We start from the raw sequence: 17780 nt of genomic DNA, 5'->3' as shown, positions 1-17780 counted from the left end.
GCCCCGGCCCCAGCCCCGGCCTCGGCAGCAGGCTGAGCCGATCGGACCCAACCCCCGGCAGCAGGCTGAGCCGGTCGGGCTCAGCGCCGTCCCGAGGTGGTGACGCCAGTCGTCCCAGCGGTGGACCTCGGCTCGGCGATGCCGGTCACCGTCCTACGCGACGATCGCCGCGATCACCAGCACCAGCGCGATCGCCAGGACCGCGATCGAGTCGTACGACCACGTCACCCGGGCGGGCCCGGCCTCCTCGGAGCGGCGCTTGGCGGACTCGGCGCGCTCGCGGATCTGGTCGCCGACCCAGTCGGCGTGCGTCTTGCCGGCGAACGCCTCGGCCGCCGCCTGCTCGGCCTTCGGCAGGACCGGCTCGGTGGCGAAGCGGCCCCGCTGCTTGGCGGGCGTGCCGCGCTGCTGCGCCTTGGCCCGCTCGCGGGCGCTGCTCATCGGCGTCCACAGCCGGAGGACCTGGTCGTCGCCGTAGCGGACGTTGATCGAGTGGGAGACGCTGACGTCCTCGATGGAGGCCCACGGCAGGAACGTGGTGCGGAACGGGTTGCGCCCGACCAGCCCTTCCTCGGTGAGCACGGTGGCGGGGCGCAGCGCGACCGCGTAGACCAGCGCCGTCAGCGCGGCGAGCACGGCCAGGGCCACCAGCGACGACTTGCCGCTGTAGCGGACGATCAGGTCGACGACGTTGAGCGCGACGAACACCAGCCAGACCCACGCCATGACGTAGGCGGCCTTGCTGCGGTAGACCTGCTTCACGGCTGCCACTTGAGCTGCGCGAACCCGGGCTTGATGACGCCGTTGATGAGCGCGAGCCGCTCGTCGAACGGCAGGAACGCCGACTTCATCGCGTTGACCGTGAACCACTGCAGGTCGTCCCAGCCGTAGCCGAACGCCTCGACCAGCTTGTGGAACTCCTGCGAGACGCTGGTGGAGCTCATCAGGCGGTTGTCGGTGTTGACGGTGACGCGGAAGTACAGCCGCCGCAGCAGCCCGATGGGATGCTCGGCGATCGACGGGGCGGCGCCGGTCTGCAGGTTGGACGTGGGGCACATCTCCAGCGGGATGCGCTTGTCGCGTACGTACGCCGCCAGCCGCCCCAGCTTGGCCGTGCCGTCGCTGGACACCGAGATGTCGTCGATGATGCGCACGCCGTGGCCGAGCCGGTCGGCGCCGCACCACTGGATGGCCTGCCAGATCGACGGCAGCCCGAACGCCTCGCCGGCGTGGATGGTGAAGTGGGCGTTCTCCCGCTGCAGGTATTCGAACGCGTCGAGGTGGCGGGTGGGAGGGTAGCCGGCCTCGGCGCCCGCGATGTCGAACCCGACCACGCCGACGTCGCGGTAGCGCACCGCCAGCTCGGCTATCTCGCGGGAGCGGGCCTGGTGGCGCATGGCGGTCAGCAGCGTGCCGACCCGGATGCCGCGCCCCTGCGAGCCGCGCTCGAAGCCCTCGAGCACGGCCTCCACGACCTGGTCGAGGCTCAGCCCCAGGGTGGTGTGCTGCTCGGGGGCGAAGCGCACCTCGGCGTAGACCACCCCGTCGGCCGCCAGGTCCTCCGCGCACTCCTGGGCGACCCGGATCAGCGACTCGCGGGTCTGCATGACGGCGACGGTGTGATCGAACGTCTCCAGGTAGCGTTCGAGCGAGCCGGAGTCGGCCGCCTCTTCGAACCACTGGCGCAGGTTGTCGGGATCGTGGGTGGGCAGCCGGCCGTAGTCGGTCTCCCGGGCCAGCTCGACGATCGTCTCGGCGCGGAGCCCGCCGTCGAGGTGATCGTGCAGCAACACCTTGGGAGCCCGCCGGATCTCGTCAAGCGTGGGGCTCATCCGCCCATGATATGAGGACCGTCCGGCTCTCGGTCGCCCCCGGTCGCCGGGCACACACGGCTTTACACCGCATTTCGCCCGCCGCTCGCGCCGCGTTCGCTCTCAGCGCGCCGCCCGCGTGCGCGCACGGCCGCTCTACTCGCGGCCGGCGGTCTCGGGTGAGAAGGCGGGCAGGCAGACCGCGATGTACTCGGCGCCCTCGGGCCCGGCGCTGTAGCGGACCTTCTCCCCCGGCGAGGTCACCACCGACTGCCCCGCGTCGACCCGGGTGGTGCCGCCGTCGTGCTCGACCAGCACGGTGCCGCGCAGCACCACGGTGTACTCGGTGAACGACGGCGTCTGCGGCGGCTCCTCCCAGCCGGGCGGTGCGATCATGTGGGCGATGGACACCGCCTCGTCGCCGCTGTTGACGCGGCCCACGTGCTCGTCGATCACCTTGCCACCGGGTACGGGGATGCGCGAGGCCCCCTCGATCTTTCTCACCACGACAGGTCAGTGTGCCACGTCGAGCACGAGCCGGTCCGGCGACCCCTGCTCGGTGACCCGGAAGCCGGCCCGCCTGGTCAGCGCGAGCCCGATGCCGACGCGGCCCTCGAAGTCGCCGGTCCTGACGACCTTGGTGACGTTGCCGAGCCCGGCGGTGTAGACGGGACCGCCGCGCCAGGTCGGCTTGCCGTTGTCGTTGTGCGCCTGCGCGGGGAAGAGCGTGAGCAGCAGGTACGCCCCGCCGGGCACGTCGATGGGCTTGCCCGAGCCGTCCTGGACGAACTCCTCCACCCACGTCACGTCGTATCCGGGGATGCCGCCGCGCAGGTCCACCACGACCCGGTCGTAGGTGTCGTGCGCCGCGTACCGCACGCCCGTCACGATGGCCGGCTCCATGCCGCCGCGCTCGACCTTCACCTCGGCGGTGTGCGTCGGCGCCGGCTGCCCGGCTGCGGTGCTCTTCCCGGGCGATGCCGTGGGCGGGGTCTGGGAGAGCGTGGCCTGATGGACGTCGCCGCACCCCGCCAGCACGATCGGACCGGCGAACACGGCGAACGCGGTCAACACGGCCAGGCGGGCGGGCGCCCGGCGCATCGGCTGGGCGCGCGACGGCCGGCCCGGCTGGGGCACGCGGGCGCGGCCCGGCTCCGCCGGATCCCCACTGCTCGGCTGCGCCGGGCGGGCGCGCGGCGGCCGGCCCGGTGGCGGTGATGACGTGCGCATGCCCGGTAAATGCCCAGCGTGCGGGCCTGGCAAGCGCTTATCGTCCGAGCGCTCCCGGGTGGGCCTCCTCCAGCGCGGCGAGCCCTTCCGGCGTGAGCCTCAGGTAGAGGCCCCGCTCCACGTCCAGCACGAGCGGCGTGCCCTTGCCGCGGACCACCACCGAGACGTCGCACTCCAGGTGCGTGTTCTCGTGCTCCGTCTCCAGGTAGTTGCGTTCGCGCACGTCGGCGTTGCGCGACCCGGCCTCCTCGCGGGTCTTCCAGCCGCCGCCTGCGCCGCCGTACGCCACGGTCTGCGGCCCCGCGTGATGACCGCCTTCGGAGCCCGAGCCGTGGCCGCCTTCCCCACCGGGTGACGAATCGCTCAGGCTGCCGGACAGGCCGCCGCGCCCGGCCCGGCCGCCGCCCTTCGACTCGCCGTGCCCGGTCGTGTCCATGGCCTGCGCGTACACGCGCTGCTTGACCTGGGCGTGGGCGATCTCGCGGACCCCGGTGACCTCGATGCCGACCGTGCCGACACCGGGCAGCGGGTACGCGTGCGACAGCAGGTCACCGAGGTGGGCCCGCATCGTGCGTTCCTTGGTGGCCTCGTTCAGCGCGATGCCCTCGGGGCGGGAGAGCTCGAACCCGGCGGGCCGGTCGGCCGTCGCGGGCACCTCGGCGCGCAGCCTGGGCGCCACCGCCGCGAGCGGCGCCCACTCCTCCAGCACCCTGGCGGCGGGGAAGGCGACCTGGTTGACGTCTCCCTTGGGCACCCCCTGTCCGAGCGTGGCGGTCAGCGGGCCAGGCCCGCCCGGCTCCGCCCAGCGCGGCCGGTCCGCGACGACCTCGGTGCGCGCCGTGACCGGCGTGCCGTGCGGCACCTCCGTGGTCAGGTGGCCGGCCACCAGCAGCCCGACCTCGCCGTGCGCCTTCGCGCCGGTCGTCGTGGTGACCCCGACGTGCCGGTCGAAGAGGCGTACGGCGCCGTCGTGGCCGGTCAGCTCGCCCGCCCTGAGCAGCATGCCGCGCGCCGCGCCCTGCAGCGGCTCCATAACGGGGCCGACCTTGGTGCGTTCGAGCGTGATGTCGTACGTGACCGGGTGCCGGAACTCCTGCGGGGCCTCCCGGGTCTGGAAGCGGTTGATGTCCTTGACGTTGGTTCCGCGGGCCTCGACGCCGTGGGCGTCGTGGTAGGTCGCGGTCCCGGCCTCACCGCCGACGACGTCGCCGTCCGAGGTCCTGATGTAGCGGCCGAGCAGCTCGGCGCCGTGGTCGGTGCCCCGCTCGTGGAGCGCCTGGCCGCCGCTGAGCCGCTCGCTGCGCAGCATCAGGCCCGTGTCGGGGCGTGCTCCGACGTGGACGCCGTCGCCGAGCTCGGCGGTGACCCTGATGCCCACGCGCTCGGTGATCCGCCCGGCCCCGTCGGTGACGAACAGCCACGAGGACACGCCGTTCCCGCGCAGGTCGCCCAGCTTGGTGGCGAGCGCGCCCTGGCCGAAGTGGCCGCGCAGGTGCTCGGCCACCGGGTGCGTGGTGAGCTCCTGGCCGGGCGGGAGCAGGCCCTCGCCGCGCAGCGTCTCGACGATCGCGGGCAGGACACCGCGCGCGTCGAGGTGGTGCACGGAGGCGGTGCTCATCGCCGCCTCGGGTGCCACGTAGGCGCGCGCCACGTCCCCGGCCGTCTCCGGCTCCTCCGCCGCCTGCTCGGGGGGACGCGCCGCCTCCGCACCGGACGCCACGTCCCCGGCCGCCTCCGGCTCCTCCGCCGGGCGGGCGGGCGGTTCTGGGACGTCCAGGTCGTGGCGGCGGGCCAACTCGTCGGGCAGCACGATGTCCACGATGTCCGCCACGCGAAGATGGACCGGCTCCCCTTGCTCGACCACCCGCCCGTCGGTCCTGGTCGGCGTCACGGTCAGCACCAGGTCGCCCCGGTACCAGTGCGAGGTGCCGCCGTCGCCATAGGTGACGCGGCTGACGTCGCCGCCGCCCCGGTAGGACGTCTCCAGCGACATGCTCTTCGCGGCGGCGTGCACGCCGGCCCGAGCCATCAGCTTGTGCTCGGTCCCGGTGCCGGGGCGGCCGCCCTCGCCGTCGCCGCCGAGCGTGAGCCGCACGCCGGCCCGCGCGTGCCCGCCGACGCCGCGCGTGCCGCTCCCGCCCTCGATCACGCGCGAGTTGCTGCTGGCGTACGCCTCGTGCTCGACCCCGCTCTCCGACTTCACGTACGTCATGCCCGCCACGTCGGCGCGCACGTGCAGCTCGTACCGCCGGCCGCCGTGCTCGGCCACCAGGTGGGGCAGCCCTTCGGGATGCGAGGTGATCATGGTCTCCAGGCCGATCACGTCCACGACGTTCTCGATCGTGTACGGCACGTCGAGCCGCCGCACCGGCGCCGGCAGATCGGCCCAGGCGGCGTGGACCTCGCCCACCACCCGCGCGAGATCCGGCATCGCGCCCAGGCGGACGATCGCGTGCAGGCGGTCGTCGTGGGCCCACACGTCGCGCGGCGGCTCCGGCAGCCGCTCGATGCGGCCGACGCCGGCGACGTCCTCCGCCAGCAGCGGCGTCCGCTGCAGGTGCGGCTCGGGCACGACGATCTCCGCCCGGCTGCCGTCCACCCGCCAGGAGGTGTCCGCGACCACCTCGCCGTCCCGCGAGATCCGCATGTCGACGTCGAACGACAGGTCCCTGGTGAAGGTGAAGCCGCCGCCCGCCTCCGTACGGTCGTAACGCGTGTGCCCGGAGGAGACCGCGACCGCGTCGGCCTTCGTGCCGCTGACGATGCCCGCGATGTTGGGGGCGTCCACCTTCACCATGCCATGGGGCACGCCGGTGCTGAGCGCCTTGCCGATGTCCACGCGTGCCACGGCGGCCACCTCGCCGCGCAGGCCCGCCGAGACCTCACGCTGGCTGGTGCCGTTCCAGGCGGTGATGCGGCGCTCGTTCAGCACCTGGCCGGCCGCGCCGGCCTCCTGCCTGGCGCCGAGCTCGCCCCGCGCCACCACCTCGATCGTGTGGCCGGCGATGGTGCGTTCGTACCTGATGCCGTTCAGCGCGTAGGTCAGGTCCGCTTCCAGGGCGGCGCCGCCGAAGCGGAGCTCCAGGTCGCGGACGATCTGCCGCTTGACGCTCTGCGGCATGCCGGGCAGCGCCTGCTCGACGGCCTGGCGCAGCTCGGTGAACAGCCGCGTGTCCGCGTGGACCCTGATGGCGCTGCCCAGGCCGGGGCCGCGTCCGGCCGCGAGCGTGCGGGGTTCGAGCGGGTGGGGGTCGTAGGCCGTCCTGCCGGGGGCGAAGTCCCGGCGTACGCGGTTCAGCTCTCTGTGCAGGTCGGCCAGCTCCTGCTGGATGCGGCCGAACTCGCCGCGCGGGGTCAGCTCGTGGCCGAAGACGTCGCGTTCGAGTCCGGGCGCGTCGCGGGTGGGCAGGGCCAGCTCGGCGGGCACCTCCACGGTGAACGTGCCCATCGTCTCCGTCTCGACCCGCAGGCGCAGGTGGGCGTCGTACAGGGTGAGGTCGGCCCGCTCGGTGACCACGGTGTGGTTGCCGAGCGCCCTGTTCGAGGTCGCGATGTGATCGGAACCGAACCCGAAGCCGAAGACACCGCGCCCGATGGCCTCGGCGATGTGCCCGACGCGCACGCCGATCCTGCCGCCCACGTGCAGGTTGAGTTCCCTGCCCTGCCGGTGGCCCACGCTCTCGCCGTTGCGCCGGCCGAGGTCGTCCCTGAGCATGCCTTCGACGGGGGGACCGTCTGCGCGTACCGGCTCGACCCGCGCCACCTCGCCGGTGATCCTGATGGACTCCTCGGCCGAGCGCAGCATCGACGTCTTGAATCTGATCGCCTCGGAGACCGCCCCGCTCGACAGCAGCACCTGGCTGCGGTTCTTGATGCCCTGCTCCTGCAGGATGGTCGAGGTGAGGTGGTCGATGATCTTGACGACCTCGCCGGCGGGCACGCCCTGGGCGAGCGCGCGGCGCTGCACCTCCAGCACGAGCGGTGTCACGTCCAGGCCGCTGACCGTGATCCCGTGGTCGCGGAACTTGCCCGCCGCCGCCTGCGGCACCTCGTGGCGCGGGCGGGCCGGCGGATGGTCGGACGGCCGCGCCGGCCCCTCGCGGGTGAACTGCTCGGGGAACGGGAGGGTGACCGCCAGATCGGGGACCTTGCCCGTTCCCGCGAGCTTCGTGCCGTCGCGGTAGACGTCGATCGCGATGTCGGCGACGAAGTAGTCGTGCGTGGGCGAGATGACCTTGTGGCCGCTCATCACCTCGAGGGCGCTGCTGTGCGTGGTCCGCGTGGAGTCGACCAGGCCCGTACGGGGCAGCGCGGTCGACTCCTCCGCCGCGTCCGGCGACTCGGACAGGTTGCGGACCAGGCCGCCGTTGACCTCGCGCGAGGAGGAGCGTACGGACTTGCCCTCCACGCCGTCACCGCCGAAGGCGACCGGCTTCTCCGGGGCCACGTCCGGGTTCTCGACGTGCTTGAAGTCCTCGGGGCGCAGCTTGAGGTAGAGCGCCTTGTCCCCGACGCTCAGCGCGTGGCCCTTCGCCAGGCGCTTGGTCCAGGCGTCGCGGTCGCCGTCGGCGAGCACCCGCTCCAGCCAGTCGCGGACCGCCGCGTGCTCCCGCTTGGTGAGGCCGGCGACGCCGTCGGCCGTCGCCTGCGCGGCGGCCTTGGCATCGCGCGGGACCTTCACGTCGTGCACGGCCGTCTCGCCGAGCGCGCCGATCTCGACGGTACGCGGCGGGCGCAACGGCCCCCGCGCCTGCCCGGCCCCTTCCGAGCGAGCCGCCTGCCCGGCCCCTTCGGACTTCGCCGCCTGCCCGCTCCCCTCGGACCGAGCCCCCTGCCCCGCCCCCTCGGACCGAGCCCCCTGCCCCGCCCCCTCGGGGCGCGCCGCCTGGCCGCCGCCTTCGGACCGCGCGGCCTGCGGGGCCGCGCCTTCGGAGCGCGCGGCCTGCGCCGACGCCCCGCCCTGCCCGGCGGGCTCGGGGAGCGCCGCCTGGCCGCCGCCGTCCGGGTGGGCCGTCTGCAAGGTGGCCTCTCCCCTGGGCGCGGCAGGCTGCTGCGTGCCCGCCTGCTGAGAGCCGCTGTGAGACCCGGACTGCGGGGAGCCCGGCTCGCGGGGACCGCCGGGCTGAGGGTCCGGAGCCGAGGCGAGCGAGGTGCCGGGCATGGGCCCGCCCTGCCCGCCACTGGGCCCACCGCCGGGCCCGCCACTGGGCCCGCCGCTGGGCCCGCCGCTGGGCAGGGACGTCACCAGGTGCTGCCCGTCCGCGCCCAGCGCGCTGGACGTGACGCCCTTGGCCAGCATCTCCCAGCTGAAGTTCCCCTGCGCCAGCATGGTGCCCGCGGTGGTGAGGCCGCCGGCCACGGCGTACTGCGCCGCCTGGCCGTACAGCGAGGAGTGGGCCGCCGCGATCAGCTTCTCCGCCGTGGACATCTCGGCCTTGGTCAGCCCGGCGCGCAGGCCGGGGGTGGCCAGCCGGGACAGCCCGCCCGACATCAGGCCCATTAGCAGGCCCATCGCGCCGCCGCTCGCCGCCGAGATCGCGATCGTCTTGACGTCGAACTCGTCCCTGCGGCCCTGGTGGATCTGCAGCGCCTGGACGGCGGCCTCCATGCCGCCCACGATGGCGGCGTAGATGGCGATGTTGCGCAGGCATATCTTGGCGATCTGCATGACCGTCATGCGGGCGATCTGCAGGCGCGCGGGGATGAGCAGCAGCACCGCCTTGTTGACGATGGCCGCTTTGATCAGCACGGCGAGCTGGGCGATCAGCATCCAGACCGTGGCCTCGATCATGTATTTGGCCCATTGGATCTGCACGCCCACGCCGTTGAGCGACAGCGCGGCGTTCACCAGCCGCTCGACCAGGGTGGCGACCTTCGCGTCCGCCGTCTTCTTGACGTGCGCGGCGAAGGCGAGGTGCGCGTCGCCGTCCCAGTCGGCGCCGATCAGGCGGGCGCTCTGCGGCAGGTACGCGTCGGTGCCCTCGACCACCTGGTACGCGGCGGTGATGCAGGCGTCGGCCATGCGGAAGCAGCCGCTCTCGTCGCCCTCCGGCCAGTCCATGCCGACGACCCAGCCGACGTACGGCTTGGCCCAGTCGGGCACGAGGATCCCGTTGAACCCCATGGGCGGTCAGCCGCGCCGCTCCGGCGGCCGGTCCGCCGCCTCGTAATTACGGCTCGCCACGTTGAGTCCGGTGGTGAGGTCGTCGAGCTCGTCGAGGTAGGCCGTGAAGGCCTCCTCGATCTTCTGCTCGATGCCGGGGAGCTTCTTGGCCAGCTCGGCGCCGTACTCGTCGTTGCCGAGCGTCTTTCTGTCCCGGTCGAAGGCGGCGCGCAGGGCGGTCCTCGCCTCTTCGACGTTGGCCTTCAGTTCCTGGTAGCGGTTGCCGTGGCCGCGCAGCGACTCCGGCCGTACGTAGAAGCCGTCCTTCACCGGCCCGTCTCCCGCCGGGTCTGCGTCACGGAGCCGGGCGCGAAGGGGTCGATGCCGGGGTTCTCCCCGAAGAGCGCGTCGAGGTGCTCGGTGTCGGGCATGAGCGGGGCCATGAGCGCCCTGCCCCGCTCGGCGACCTCGGCGGCGGCGAGATCGGCCTGGCGCTTGATGGCCTCGGCCAGCTCGGACGGCGACAGGCTGCGGTAGACGCGCGGGTTCAGCTCGATGCCGAGCAGCCGGCCGCCGCTGCCGACGGTGACGGCGACCAGCCCGTCCTTGGAGCGCGAGGTGTGCTCGATCGCGTTGTACTCCGCGTACGTCTCCCGGACCCGAGCGACCTCCTGGTCGATCTCGCGCGCCATCTCCTCGATGGTCGCCTCGAACGCGTCGGCCACCCGGCCTCCTCCCCGTGTCGTCCCACGGGATCATAAGATGATCATCCTGACCCCAGATGGCGATTTTCGCACCATTGGTGGAGAGTTAACCCTTTTGTCACCTAGCCCCCACCCTGAGGAACTGTGGGGGCTATGCGATGACCACACCGTTTCGTAGGTCCGTACGGACTCTGCCTGCGCCGGAACCGCCTTGCGCGCCCGCAGCCCGGTCGCCGAGACCGCCAGCCCGATCAGCGCCAGCACCAGCGACACCACGATCGCCGCGCGCAGCGAGCCGATCGTGAGCGTCTCACCGCCGCCGCCCGAGGTGAGCACGGCGGTCACCACGGCCAGCACGATCGCGCCGCCCACCTGTCCTGAGGTGTTCAGCAGGCCGGAGGCCAGGCCCTGCTCGTCGTCGTCCACGCCGCTGGTGGCCTGGATGTTGAGCGACGGGAACGACAGCGCGAACGCGATGCCCAGCAGGATCATGCCGGGGATCACCATGCCGCCCAGGCTGGGGGTGCGGTCGATGCCGAGGAAGATCGCGTACCCGCCGGCCAGCGCGGCCGCGCCGATGACGATGAGCTTTCCGGTGCCGAACCTGTCGGCGAAGTCGCCCATCGTGGTCGAGGTGAGCGCGACGAGCAGGCCGGCGGGCAGGAACGCCAGGGCGGTGCCGAGCGCCGACCAGCCCAGCAGGTTCTGGAAGTACTGCATGGCCACGAACTGGAAGGCCACGTACGAGCCCATGAGGATGACCAGCCCGAGGTTGGCCCGCACGATGTGGCCGGAGCGCAGGATGCCGAGCCGCACCAGCGGGTGGCGCACCTTCAGCTCGGTGAACACGAACAGCCCGAGCAGCGCGGCCACACCCACCAGCGAGCCGATCGTACGGGCCGAGGCCCAGCCGGCCTCCGGTGCCTGCACGACCGTGAACACCAGCAGCAGCATCGACGCGGTGATCGTCACGGCGCCGAGGAGGTCGTGGCCGCCCTCGGCCCGCTCATCGCGGCCGCGCGGCAGCACCTTCAGCGCGGCGATCAGCGCGAGGATCGCGACCGGCACCGGCATCAGCAGCGTCCACCGCCATCCGAGCTCCGTCAGCAGCCCCGACAGCACCAGACCGAGGGAGTAGCCGCTCGCGCCGCAGGCGGCGAAGATGCTCAGCGCCCTGTTGCGCTGCGGCCCCTCGGGAAAGGTGGTCGTGATGATCGACAAGGCGGCCGGTGCGGTGAACGCGGCGGCCACGCCCTTCACGAACCGCGCCGCGATCAGCAGGCCGCCGTCGTTCACCACGCCGCCGAGCAGCGACGCCACGGCGAACACGCCCAAGGCGACCAGGAACACCCTGCGCCGCCCGAGCAGGTCGGCGGTCCTGCCGCCGAGCAGCAGCAGGCCGCCGTAGCCGAGCACATAGCCGCTCACCACCCACTGCAGCGACGAGGTCGTCAAACCGAGGTCGTGCTGGATGGCGGGCAGCGCGACACCCGCCATCGAGACGTCAAGAGCGTCAAGAAAGATCACTGCACAGAGGACGGCCAGCGCCGCCCAGCGCGAGGAAGAGGAGGTCATGACGCGACACAATACATGCACGCGCATCTTATGCAAATGCATTTAATGTCGTTGCATGCTCGTTTCACGTGGTGATAATCTCCGCGACATGGACGCGGAGCACGTGGTCGAGACCTGGCGTTACGTCCTGGCCAAACACTCCCAGGCGATGTGCGCGCTGGAGCGGGAGCTGGGCGAGCGTCACGGGCTCGGGCCCAGCGAGTTCGAGGTGCTCGACCGGATCGTCCACCACGACCGCAAGCTCCGCATCCAGGAACTGTGCGACGAGGTCCACCTCAGCCAGAGCGCGCTGTCACGGGTGGTAGGACGGCTGGAGAAGGCCAAGCTCGTCTCGCGCGGGGTCTGCGACGCCGACCGGCGGGGCGTGTTCGTCAGCATCACCGAGGAGGGCCGCACGCGGCACGCCGAGGCGCTGCCCACGCAGCGCGCCGTGCTCAACGAGATCTTCAGCGGCGCCCCCGCCCCCAGACCCGGCGCACCGGTCTAGGACGGCGGCACGCCGCCGCCGACCCGGAGAACGAGAACGCGCCACCGCGCGTGAGCAGCGCGATGGCGCGATGACGCGTCCCGCACGGCCCCGTCGGCCGTGCGGCGGTTCTGACGACGCGTCAGGGAGCGATGCGGTCGATGACGAGCGGCAGCCGCTCCTCGGCGGCCGCGCCCACCTCGTACGCGCCCTCCAAGGCTTCGAGCGCGCGCTCGAAGCGCTGGGCCTCGTCGGCGTGCAGCGTCATGAGCGGCTGCCCGGCACGCACCTCGTCACCGGGCTTGGCGTGCAGCACGACGCCCGCGCCCGCCGACACCGGGTCCTCCTTGCGCGCCCGGCCCGCGCCGAGCCGCCAGGCGGCCAGGCCGACCGCGTAGGCGTCGAGCCTGGTCAGCACGCCGGAGGCGGGCGCCTCGACCGTCAAGGTCTCGGCCGCCCTGGGCAGCGGCGCGTCGGGGTCGCCGCCCTGCGCGGAGATCATCCGCCGCCAGACGTCCATGGCCGAGCCGTCCGCCAGCGCCTTGGCCGGGTCCTTGGCCCCGCTGATCCCGGCGGCCTCCAGCATCTCGCGGGCCAGCCGCACGGTGAGCTCGACCACGTCCGCGGGGCCGCCGCCCGACAGCACCTCGACCGCCTCGGCGACCTCCAGGGCGTTGCCCACGGCCAGCCCGAGCGGCCGGTCCATGGCGGTGAGCAGGGCCACCGTGCGCACGCCCGCGTCGGTGCCGAGCGCGACCATGGTCTCGGCCAGCTCCCTGGCGTCGGGCACGGTCTTCATGAACGCCCCCGAGCCGACCTTGACGTCGAGGACGAGCGACCCGGTCCCCTCGGCGATCTTCTTCGACATGATCGACGAGGCGATGAGCGGGATCGACTCGACGGTGCCGGTGACGTCGCGCAGCGCGTACAGCTTCTTGTCGGCGGGCGCGAGGCCGGACCCGGCGGCGCACACGACCGCGCCGGCGGTGCGCAGCACGTCCAGCATCTCGGCGTTGGACAGCGAGGCCCGCCAGCCGGGGATCGACTCCAGCTTGTCGAGGGTGCCGCCGGTGTGCCCGAGCCCGCGCCCCGACAGCTGCGGCACGTACGCCCCGCAGGCCGCGACCAGCGGCGCGAGCGGCAGCGTGATCTTGTCGCCGACCCCGCCGGTCGAGTGCTTGTCGGCCGTCGGCCGGTCGAGCGAGGACCAGTCCATGCGCTCGCCCGAGCGGATCATGGCCATGGTCCAGTCGGCGATCTCGCGCCGGTTCATGCCGTTCAGCAGGATCGCCATGGCCAGGGCCGACATCTGCTCGTCGGCGACCTCACCGCGCGTGTACGCGTCGATGACCCAGTCGATCTGCGCCGTGGTCAGCTCGCGCCGGTCCCGCTTGGCGCGGATGACCTCGATGGCGTCCATCAGGAGCTCCTGCTGAGGTCCTGGGAGCCGAACGCGTACGGCAGGATCTCGGCCATGCGCTTGGGCCCGTCCTCGGTCTCGACCAGCAGGTCGTCACCGCCGAACTCGTACAGCAGCTGGCGGCAGCGCCCGCACGGCATGAGCAGCTCGCCGTGACCGTCCACGCAGGTGAAGGCCACCAGCCGGCCGCCGCCCGAGCGCTGCAGCTCCGAGACCAGGCCGCACTCGGCGCACAGGCCGACGCCGTAGGAGGCGTTCTCGACGTTGCAGCCGGTGACGACGCGGCCGTCGTCCACCAGTGCCGCCGCCCCCACAGGGAATTTCGAGTACGGCGCGTAGGCGTGCCGCATGGCTTCCGCGGCCTCCTCGCGCAGGCGGTCCCAGTCGATGCTCAATGTTGTTCCCCCCGGCGATAGCTCACGCCGTCCGCCTTGGGCATCCGCAGCCGCTGGGAGGCGACCAGGAGCACGAGCAGCGTGAGCACGTGTGGCGTGATGAAGACGAAGTCGTTCGGCAGCTGGTCGATGACCAGCCAGAGCCAGAACAGCACGGCCGCGCCCACGACGGCCAGAGCCATCAGCACATACTGCCTGACCCCCGGCGCGGCCGGCTCGGCGGGCCGGCCGGGCGCGGTCATGCGGCGGATCTGCAGGGCGATGTAGACCAGCAGCAGCACCGCGCCGAACAGGAAGAACGTGTTGACGGTCTGCGCGCTGCGCAGCTGCAGGCCGTTGGCGTAGCCGAACAGGGCGGAGCCCGCGGCCAGGCCGCCAGGCCGCCAGTTGCCGAAGATCATCGCGGCGAGGCCGATGAAGCCGCGGCCCTGGGTCTGGCCCTCGACGTACTTGTCGGAGACGAAGACCAGGAACACGCCGCCGAGCCCGGCGAACGCGCCGGAGATCACCACGGCGATGTACTTGATGCGGTAGACGTTGACGCCGAGCGACTCGGCCGCCCACGGGTTCTCACCGGCCGAGCGCAGCCGCAGGCCGAAGGCGGTGTGCCAGAGCACGAAGAACGTCAGCGGCAGCAGCAGCACGGCCAGCACCACGAGCAGGTTCATCTCGTGGGTGAGCCCGCGCAGCACGCCGGCGATGTCGGCGACCAGGAACCAGTGGGTCCTCTCCAGCGCGCCGAGCAGGTCGGGACCGGAGGACAGCAGCGGCAGGCTGATCGTGGGCGTGTCCCCGCTGATCGCGGGCGAGCTGGTGATGCCCGCGCCCGCCTCGGCGGCCGGCGTGCCCTCCTTGTAGAGCACCTCCGACAGGAAGCGGGTGATGCCGGGGCCGAGCAGGTTGATGGCGACGCCGCTGATGATGTGGTCGACGCCGAACGTGACGGTCGCGACGGCGTGCAGCAGGCCGCCGAGCGCGCCGCCGATCAGCCCGGCGACCAGCGCGGCCCATGGGCCCCACTGGTATCCGGCCCAGCCGGCGAACCAGGTGCCGAGCACCATCATGCCTTCGAGGCCGATGTTGACCACGCCGGCCCGCTCGGACCACAGGCCGCCGAGACCCGCAAGGGCGATCGGCACGGCGAGGATCACCGCGGCGCCGACGGTGCCGGACGCGGTGAGGTCGTCGAAGCCCGTCAGCACACGGACCAGCGACACCACCAGGATGAGCCCGGCGACGGCGATCAGCGCGAGGTGGTACTTGCGGACCCTGGTCATGCTGCCACCTCAACGGGGGTGTTCCTGCCGAGCTGCTGGGCGGCTCGCCGTTCTTCGATTCTCAGCGCGATGCGGTTCGTCACCTCGTTGGCCACGACGACCAGCAGCACGATCGCGCCCTGGATGATCGTGACGACGGAGGCGGGGATGTCGGCGAACTGCAGCGCGCCCTGCGCCCGGTCGAGGAAGGCGAACAGCAGGGCGGCGAACGCGATGCCGACGGGCTTGTTGCGGCCGAGCAGCGCCACCGCGATGCCGAGGAAGCCCAGCCCGGCGGTGAAGTTGTTGGTGTAGGCGCCGCGGTCGCCGAGGATCTCGGGCAGGCCGATGAGTCCCGCGATGCCGCCGGACAGCATCATGGCCGCGATGATCATCGTCTTGGGGTTGACGCCCGAGGCGAGCGCGGCCGGGCCGTTCAGGCCGCTGGCCTTGATGTTGAAGCCGAACCTCGTGCGTTCGAGCACCACCCAGATCACCACGCCCAGCGCGACGGCGACGAGCAGGAAGCCCCACAGGCCGCCGTTGCGGGTGGGCGGCAGCATGCCGAACCACTCGAAGACGAAGTTCAGGTCGGGGAACATGCCGGACTTCGGCAGCGGCGGCGTGGTCGTGTTGAGCTGGCCCTCCGCCCGCTCGCCCGCGAACGGCTCGCGCAGCAGGTACGCCGACAGCGCGATCGCGATGTAGTTGAGCATGATCGTGGAGATGACCTCGTTCACGCCCCTGGTCACCTTCATGACGGCGGGGATCAGCGCGTACAGGCCGCCGACCGCGGCCGCGACCACGATGATGATCGTGATCTGGACGGGGGCGGGCGCGGTGAACGTGGAGCCCACGAACGCCGCGCAGATGGCGGCGATGCGGTACTGGCCCTCGACGCCGATGTTGAAGAGGTTCATGCGGAAGCCGACGGCGACCGCGAGACCGGCGATGAACAGCGGCACGGCCCGGTTCAGGAGAGTGGCGACGGAGTTGGACTGCGCACGCGCGCTCTCTCCGAAGTCGAAGAAGGCGGCCAGCGCGTCGATCGGGCTGCCGCCCGCGACGACGATGGCCACGCTGCAGACGGCGATCGCCAGAACGACGGCCACGGCGGCGCCGACGACGGTGAGCAGTGCCCGGTTGAGCCCGGCGGGCATCACTTCTCCTCGTTTCCGGCGATGGCGCCGGTCATGTAACCGCCCAGCTGTTCGGGCGTGATCTCGCAGGGGTCGAGCGCGGCCACGAGCCGGCCGCGGTAGATGACCTGGATGCAGTCGGACAGGCCGATCAGCTCGTCGAGGTCGGCGGAGATGAGCAGCACGGCGAGCCCGGCGGCGCGGGCGTCGCGCAGGTGGTCCCAGATCGCGGCCTGCGCGCCGACGTCGACGCCGCGCGTGGGGTGCGCGGCGATGAGGAAGACGGGGTCGCCGCTCATCTCACGGCCCACGATGAGCTTCTGCTGGTTGCCGCCGGACAGGGCCAGCGCCAGGGTCTCCACGCTCGGGGTGCGCACGTCGTACGCGTCGATGATGCGCTGGGTGTCGGCCTTGGACGCCTTCCTGTCCACCCAGATGCCGCGCCTGGCGGGCTTTCTGGTCTGGTGGCCGAGCACCCGGTTCTCCCACAGCGACGCCTCCAGGAGCAGGCCCTGGCGGTGGCGGTCCTCGGGGATGTAGCCGATGCCGGCCTCGCGCCGCTTGAGCGTGGACCAGTGGCTGATGTCGCGGCCGTCGAGCTCCACCAGGCCGTGCGCCGGGCGGATGCCCATGATGGCCTCGATCAGCTCGGACTGGCCGTTGCCCTCGACGCCGGCGATGCCCAGGATCTCGCCCTTGCGGACCTGGAACGTGACGTCGTCGAGCAGCAGCCGCTTGCCCTCCTCGCGCAGCCTGGCGGCGTAACCGGCCAGGCCGGCCCCCTTGGGCGGCGGGTGGTGCCCGTCGGCCTCCACGGTCAGGTGGGAGACCTGGAGCGCGACGGTGTCGGTGACGGTGGAGTCGCGGGTCTCGGCCGTGGGCAGCTCGCTGCCCACCATCAGCTCGGCGAGCCGGCGCGCGGTGACCTCGCGGGGATCGACGCTGGCCACGGTCGTGCCGCGCCGGATGACGGTGATGGCGTCGGCGATGCCGAGCACCTCGTCGAGCTTGTGCGAGATGAAGATGACCGTCAGGCCCTCGGCCTTCAGCTCGCGCAGGTTCTGGAAGAGCTCGTCCACCTCCTGCGGCACGAGCACGGCGGTCGGCTCGTCGAGGATGAGGATGCGGGCTCCGCGGTAGAGCACTTTGAGGATCTCGACGCGCTGGCGGTCGCCGACGCCGAGGTCCTCCACCAGCTTGTCGGGGTCCACCCGCAGGCCGTGGGTCTCGGCCAGCTCGATGATGCGCCTGCGGGCCGATGCGGTGTCGAGCCGTCCCGCCCGCGTCGGCTCGGCGCCGAGAACGATGTTCTCCAGCACCGTGAAGTTGTCGGCGAGCATGAAATGCTGGTGCACCATGCCGATCCCGACCTCGATCGCGTCACTCGGCGTGCGGAAGCTGACCTCCGTGCCGTTGATCTTGATCGTGCCCTCGTCCGGCTTCTGCATGCCGTAGAGGATCTTCATCAGGGTGGATTTGCCCGCGCCGTTCTCCCCGACGATGGCGTGCACCGTGCCGGGCTGGACGGTGATGCAGATGTCGTGGTTCGCGACGACACCGGGGAAACGCTTGGTGATGCCCTCCAGCTCTACGGCGGGTCGCGCCGTGGCCAGGGTGTCAGCACTCATTTCGCCTCTCCTAGAAGCGGGTGGGGCGCATAGACAGAAGGCCCGAAGTGTAC

General features: G+C 72.2%; 14 protein-coding genes. 1 reads left to right on the top strand and 13 read right to left on the bottom strand.

What is annotated here, in order from left to right:
• Positions 1 to 153: 153 nt before the first annotated feature.
• The 8 genes from ACGFIM_RS21795 to ACGFIM_RS21760 all read right to left on the bottom strand — a co-directional run bounded on the left by ACGFIM_RS21795 (position 154) and on the right by ACGFIM_RS21760 (position 11423).
• Positions 154 to 762 (bottom strand): PH domain-containing protein, encoded by a 609-nt coding sequence (locus tag ACGFIM_RS21795; RefSeq protein ID WP_393202918.1) that lies wholly within the window; start codon positions 760 to 762, stop codon positions 154 to 156.
• Positions 759 to 1832, bottom strand: a complete 1074-nt coding sequence (locus tag ACGFIM_RS21790; RefSeq protein ID WP_393202916.1) for an adenosine deaminase — start codon at positions 1830 to 1832, stop codon at positions 759 to 761. Before ACGFIM_RS21790 ends, ACGFIM_RS21795 begins: the two co-directional genes overlap by 4 nt.
• A 135-nt stretch (positions 1833 to 1967) precedes the next feature.
• The gene (locus ACGFIM_RS21785) at positions 1968 to 2318 is read right to left on the bottom strand and encodes a cupin domain-containing protein (protein WP_393202914.1); all 351 of its coding nucleotides are present in this window, start codon (positions 2316 to 2318) and stop codon (positions 1968 to 1970) included.
• Positions 2319 to 2324: 6 nt separating this feature from the next.
• Positions 2325 to 3041 (bottom strand): hypothetical protein, encoded by a 717-nt coding sequence (locus ACGFIM_RS21780; protein WP_393202912.1) that lies wholly within the window; start codon positions 3039 to 3041, stop codon positions 2325 to 2327.
• Between the two features lie 37 nt (positions 3042 to 3078).
• Positions 3079 to 9165: a hypothetical protein gene (locus tag ACGFIM_RS21775; protein ID WP_393202910.1), complete on the bottom strand. Its 6087-nt coding sequence runs from the start codon at positions 9163 to 9165 to the stop codon at positions 3079 to 3081.
• Between the two features lie 6 nt (positions 9166 to 9171).
• A complete protein-coding gene (locus tag ACGFIM_RS21770; protein ID WP_393202908.1) occupies positions 9172 to 9474 on the bottom strand; it encodes a type VII secretion target in 303 nt (100 codons plus the stop codon).
• Positions 9471 to 9869 (bottom strand): YbaB/EbfC family nucleoid-associated protein, encoded by a 399-nt coding sequence (locus ACGFIM_RS21765; protein ID WP_393202906.1) that lies wholly within the window; start codon positions 9867 to 9869, stop codon positions 9471 to 9473. Before ACGFIM_RS21765 ends, ACGFIM_RS21770 begins: the two co-directional genes overlap by 4 nt.
• A 30-nt stretch (positions 9870 to 9899) precedes the next feature.
• On the bottom strand, positions 9900 to 11423 hold the full coding sequence (locus ACGFIM_RS21760) for an MFS transporter (protein ID WP_393202904.1): 1524 nt from the start codon (positions 11421 to 11423) through the stop codon (positions 9900 to 9902).
• An 88-nt stretch (positions 11424 to 11511) separates the two neighbouring features.
• Here ACGFIM_RS21760 and ACGFIM_RS21755 point away from each other — a divergent pair, with 88 nt between their 5' ends.
• On the top strand, positions 11512 to 11910 hold the full coding sequence (locus ACGFIM_RS21755) for a MarR family winged helix-turn-helix transcriptional regulator (protein ID WP_393202902.1): 399 nt from the start codon (positions 11512 to 11514) through the stop codon (positions 11908 to 11910).
• A gap of 121 nt (positions 11911 to 12031) precedes the next feature.
• Here ACGFIM_RS21755 and ACGFIM_RS21750 read toward each other — a convergent pair whose 3' ends face one another.
• The 5 genes from ACGFIM_RS21750 to ACGFIM_RS21730 are packed head-to-tail and all read right to left on the bottom strand — an operon-like array spanning position 12032 to position 17727.
• Positions 12032 to 13309, bottom strand: coding sequence for a thymidine phosphorylase (locus ACGFIM_RS21750; protein ID WP_393202900.1), 1278 nt, complete (start codon positions 13307 to 13309; stop codon positions 12032 to 12034).
• Positions 13309 to 13704: a cytidine deaminase gene (locus ACGFIM_RS21745; RefSeq protein WP_393202898.1), complete on the bottom strand. Its 396-nt coding sequence runs from the start codon at positions 13702 to 13704 to the stop codon at positions 13309 to 13311. The genes ACGFIM_RS21750 and ACGFIM_RS21745 overlap by 1 nt, the downstream gene beginning before the upstream one ends.
• Positions 13701 to 14981: an ABC transporter permease gene (locus ACGFIM_RS21740; RefSeq protein ID WP_393202896.1), complete on the bottom strand. Its 1281-nt coding sequence runs from the start codon at positions 14979 to 14981 to the stop codon at positions 13701 to 13703. The genes ACGFIM_RS21745 and ACGFIM_RS21740 overlap by 4 nt, the downstream gene beginning before the upstream one ends.
• Positions 14978 to 16120: an ABC transporter permease gene (locus ACGFIM_RS21735; protein ID WP_393202894.1), complete on the bottom strand. Its 1143-nt coding sequence runs from the start codon at positions 16118 to 16120 to the stop codon at positions 14978 to 14980. Before ACGFIM_RS21735 ends, ACGFIM_RS21740 begins: the two co-directional genes overlap by 4 nt.
• On the bottom strand, positions 16120 to 17727 hold the full coding sequence (locus ACGFIM_RS21730; RefSeq protein ID WP_393202892.1) for an ABC transporter ATP-binding protein: 1608 nt from the start codon (positions 17725 to 17727) through the stop codon (positions 16120 to 16122). The genes ACGFIM_RS21735 and ACGFIM_RS21730 overlap by 1 nt, the downstream gene beginning before the upstream one ends.
• Positions 17728 to 17780 lie beyond the last annotated feature (53 nt).

The sequence above is a fragment of the Nonomuraea sp. NPDC049309 genome, assembly GCF_043196965.1.
GTDB lineage: Bacteria > Actinomycetota > Actinomycetes > Streptosporangiales > Streptosporangiaceae > Nonomuraea > Nonomuraea fastidiosa.
The sequence above is the reverse complement of the archived record's forward strand: the minus strand, read 5'-3'. Positions and strand labels throughout refer to the sequence as shown.

Excerpts from the sequence above, each read along its gene's own strand:
- ACGFIM_RS21790 (WP_393202916.1), bottom strand. The coding sequence starts at position 1,832 with ATGAGCCCCACGCTTGACGAGATCCGGCGGGCTCCCAAGGTGTTGCTG.
- ACGFIM_RS21780 (WP_393202912.1), bottom strand. The coding sequence starts at position 3,041 with ATGCGCACGTCATCACCGCCACCGGGCCGGCCGCCGCGCGCCCGCCCG.
- ACGFIM_RS21775 (WP_393202910.1), bottom strand. The coding sequence starts at position 9,165 with ATGGGGTTCAACGGGATCCTCGTGCCCGACTGGGCCAAGCCGTACGTC.
- ACGFIM_RS21760 (WP_393202904.1), bottom strand. The coding sequence starts at position 11,423 with ATGACCTCCTCTTCCTCGCGCTGGGCGGCGCTGGCCGTCCTCTGTGCA.
- ACGFIM_RS21755 (WP_393202902.1), top strand. The coding sequence starts at position 11,512 with ATGGACGCGGAGCACGTGGTCGAGACCTGGCGTTACGTCCTGGCCAAA.
- ACGFIM_RS21750 (WP_393202900.1), bottom strand. The coding sequence starts at position 13,309 with ATGGACGCCATCGAGGTCATCCGCGCCAAGCGGGACCGGCGCGAGCTG.
- ACGFIM_RS21740 (WP_393202896.1), bottom strand. The coding sequence starts at position 14,981 with ATGACCAGGGTCCGCAAGTACCACCTCGCGCTGATCGCCGTCGCCGGG.
- ACGFIM_RS21735 (WP_393202894.1), bottom strand. The coding sequence starts at position 16,120 with ATGCCCGCCGGGCTCAACCGGGCACTGCTCACCGTCGTCGGCGCCGCC.
- ACGFIM_RS21730 (WP_393202892.1), bottom strand. The coding sequence starts at position 17,727 with ATGAGTGCTGACACCCTGGCCACGGCGCGACCCGCCGTAGAGCTGGAG.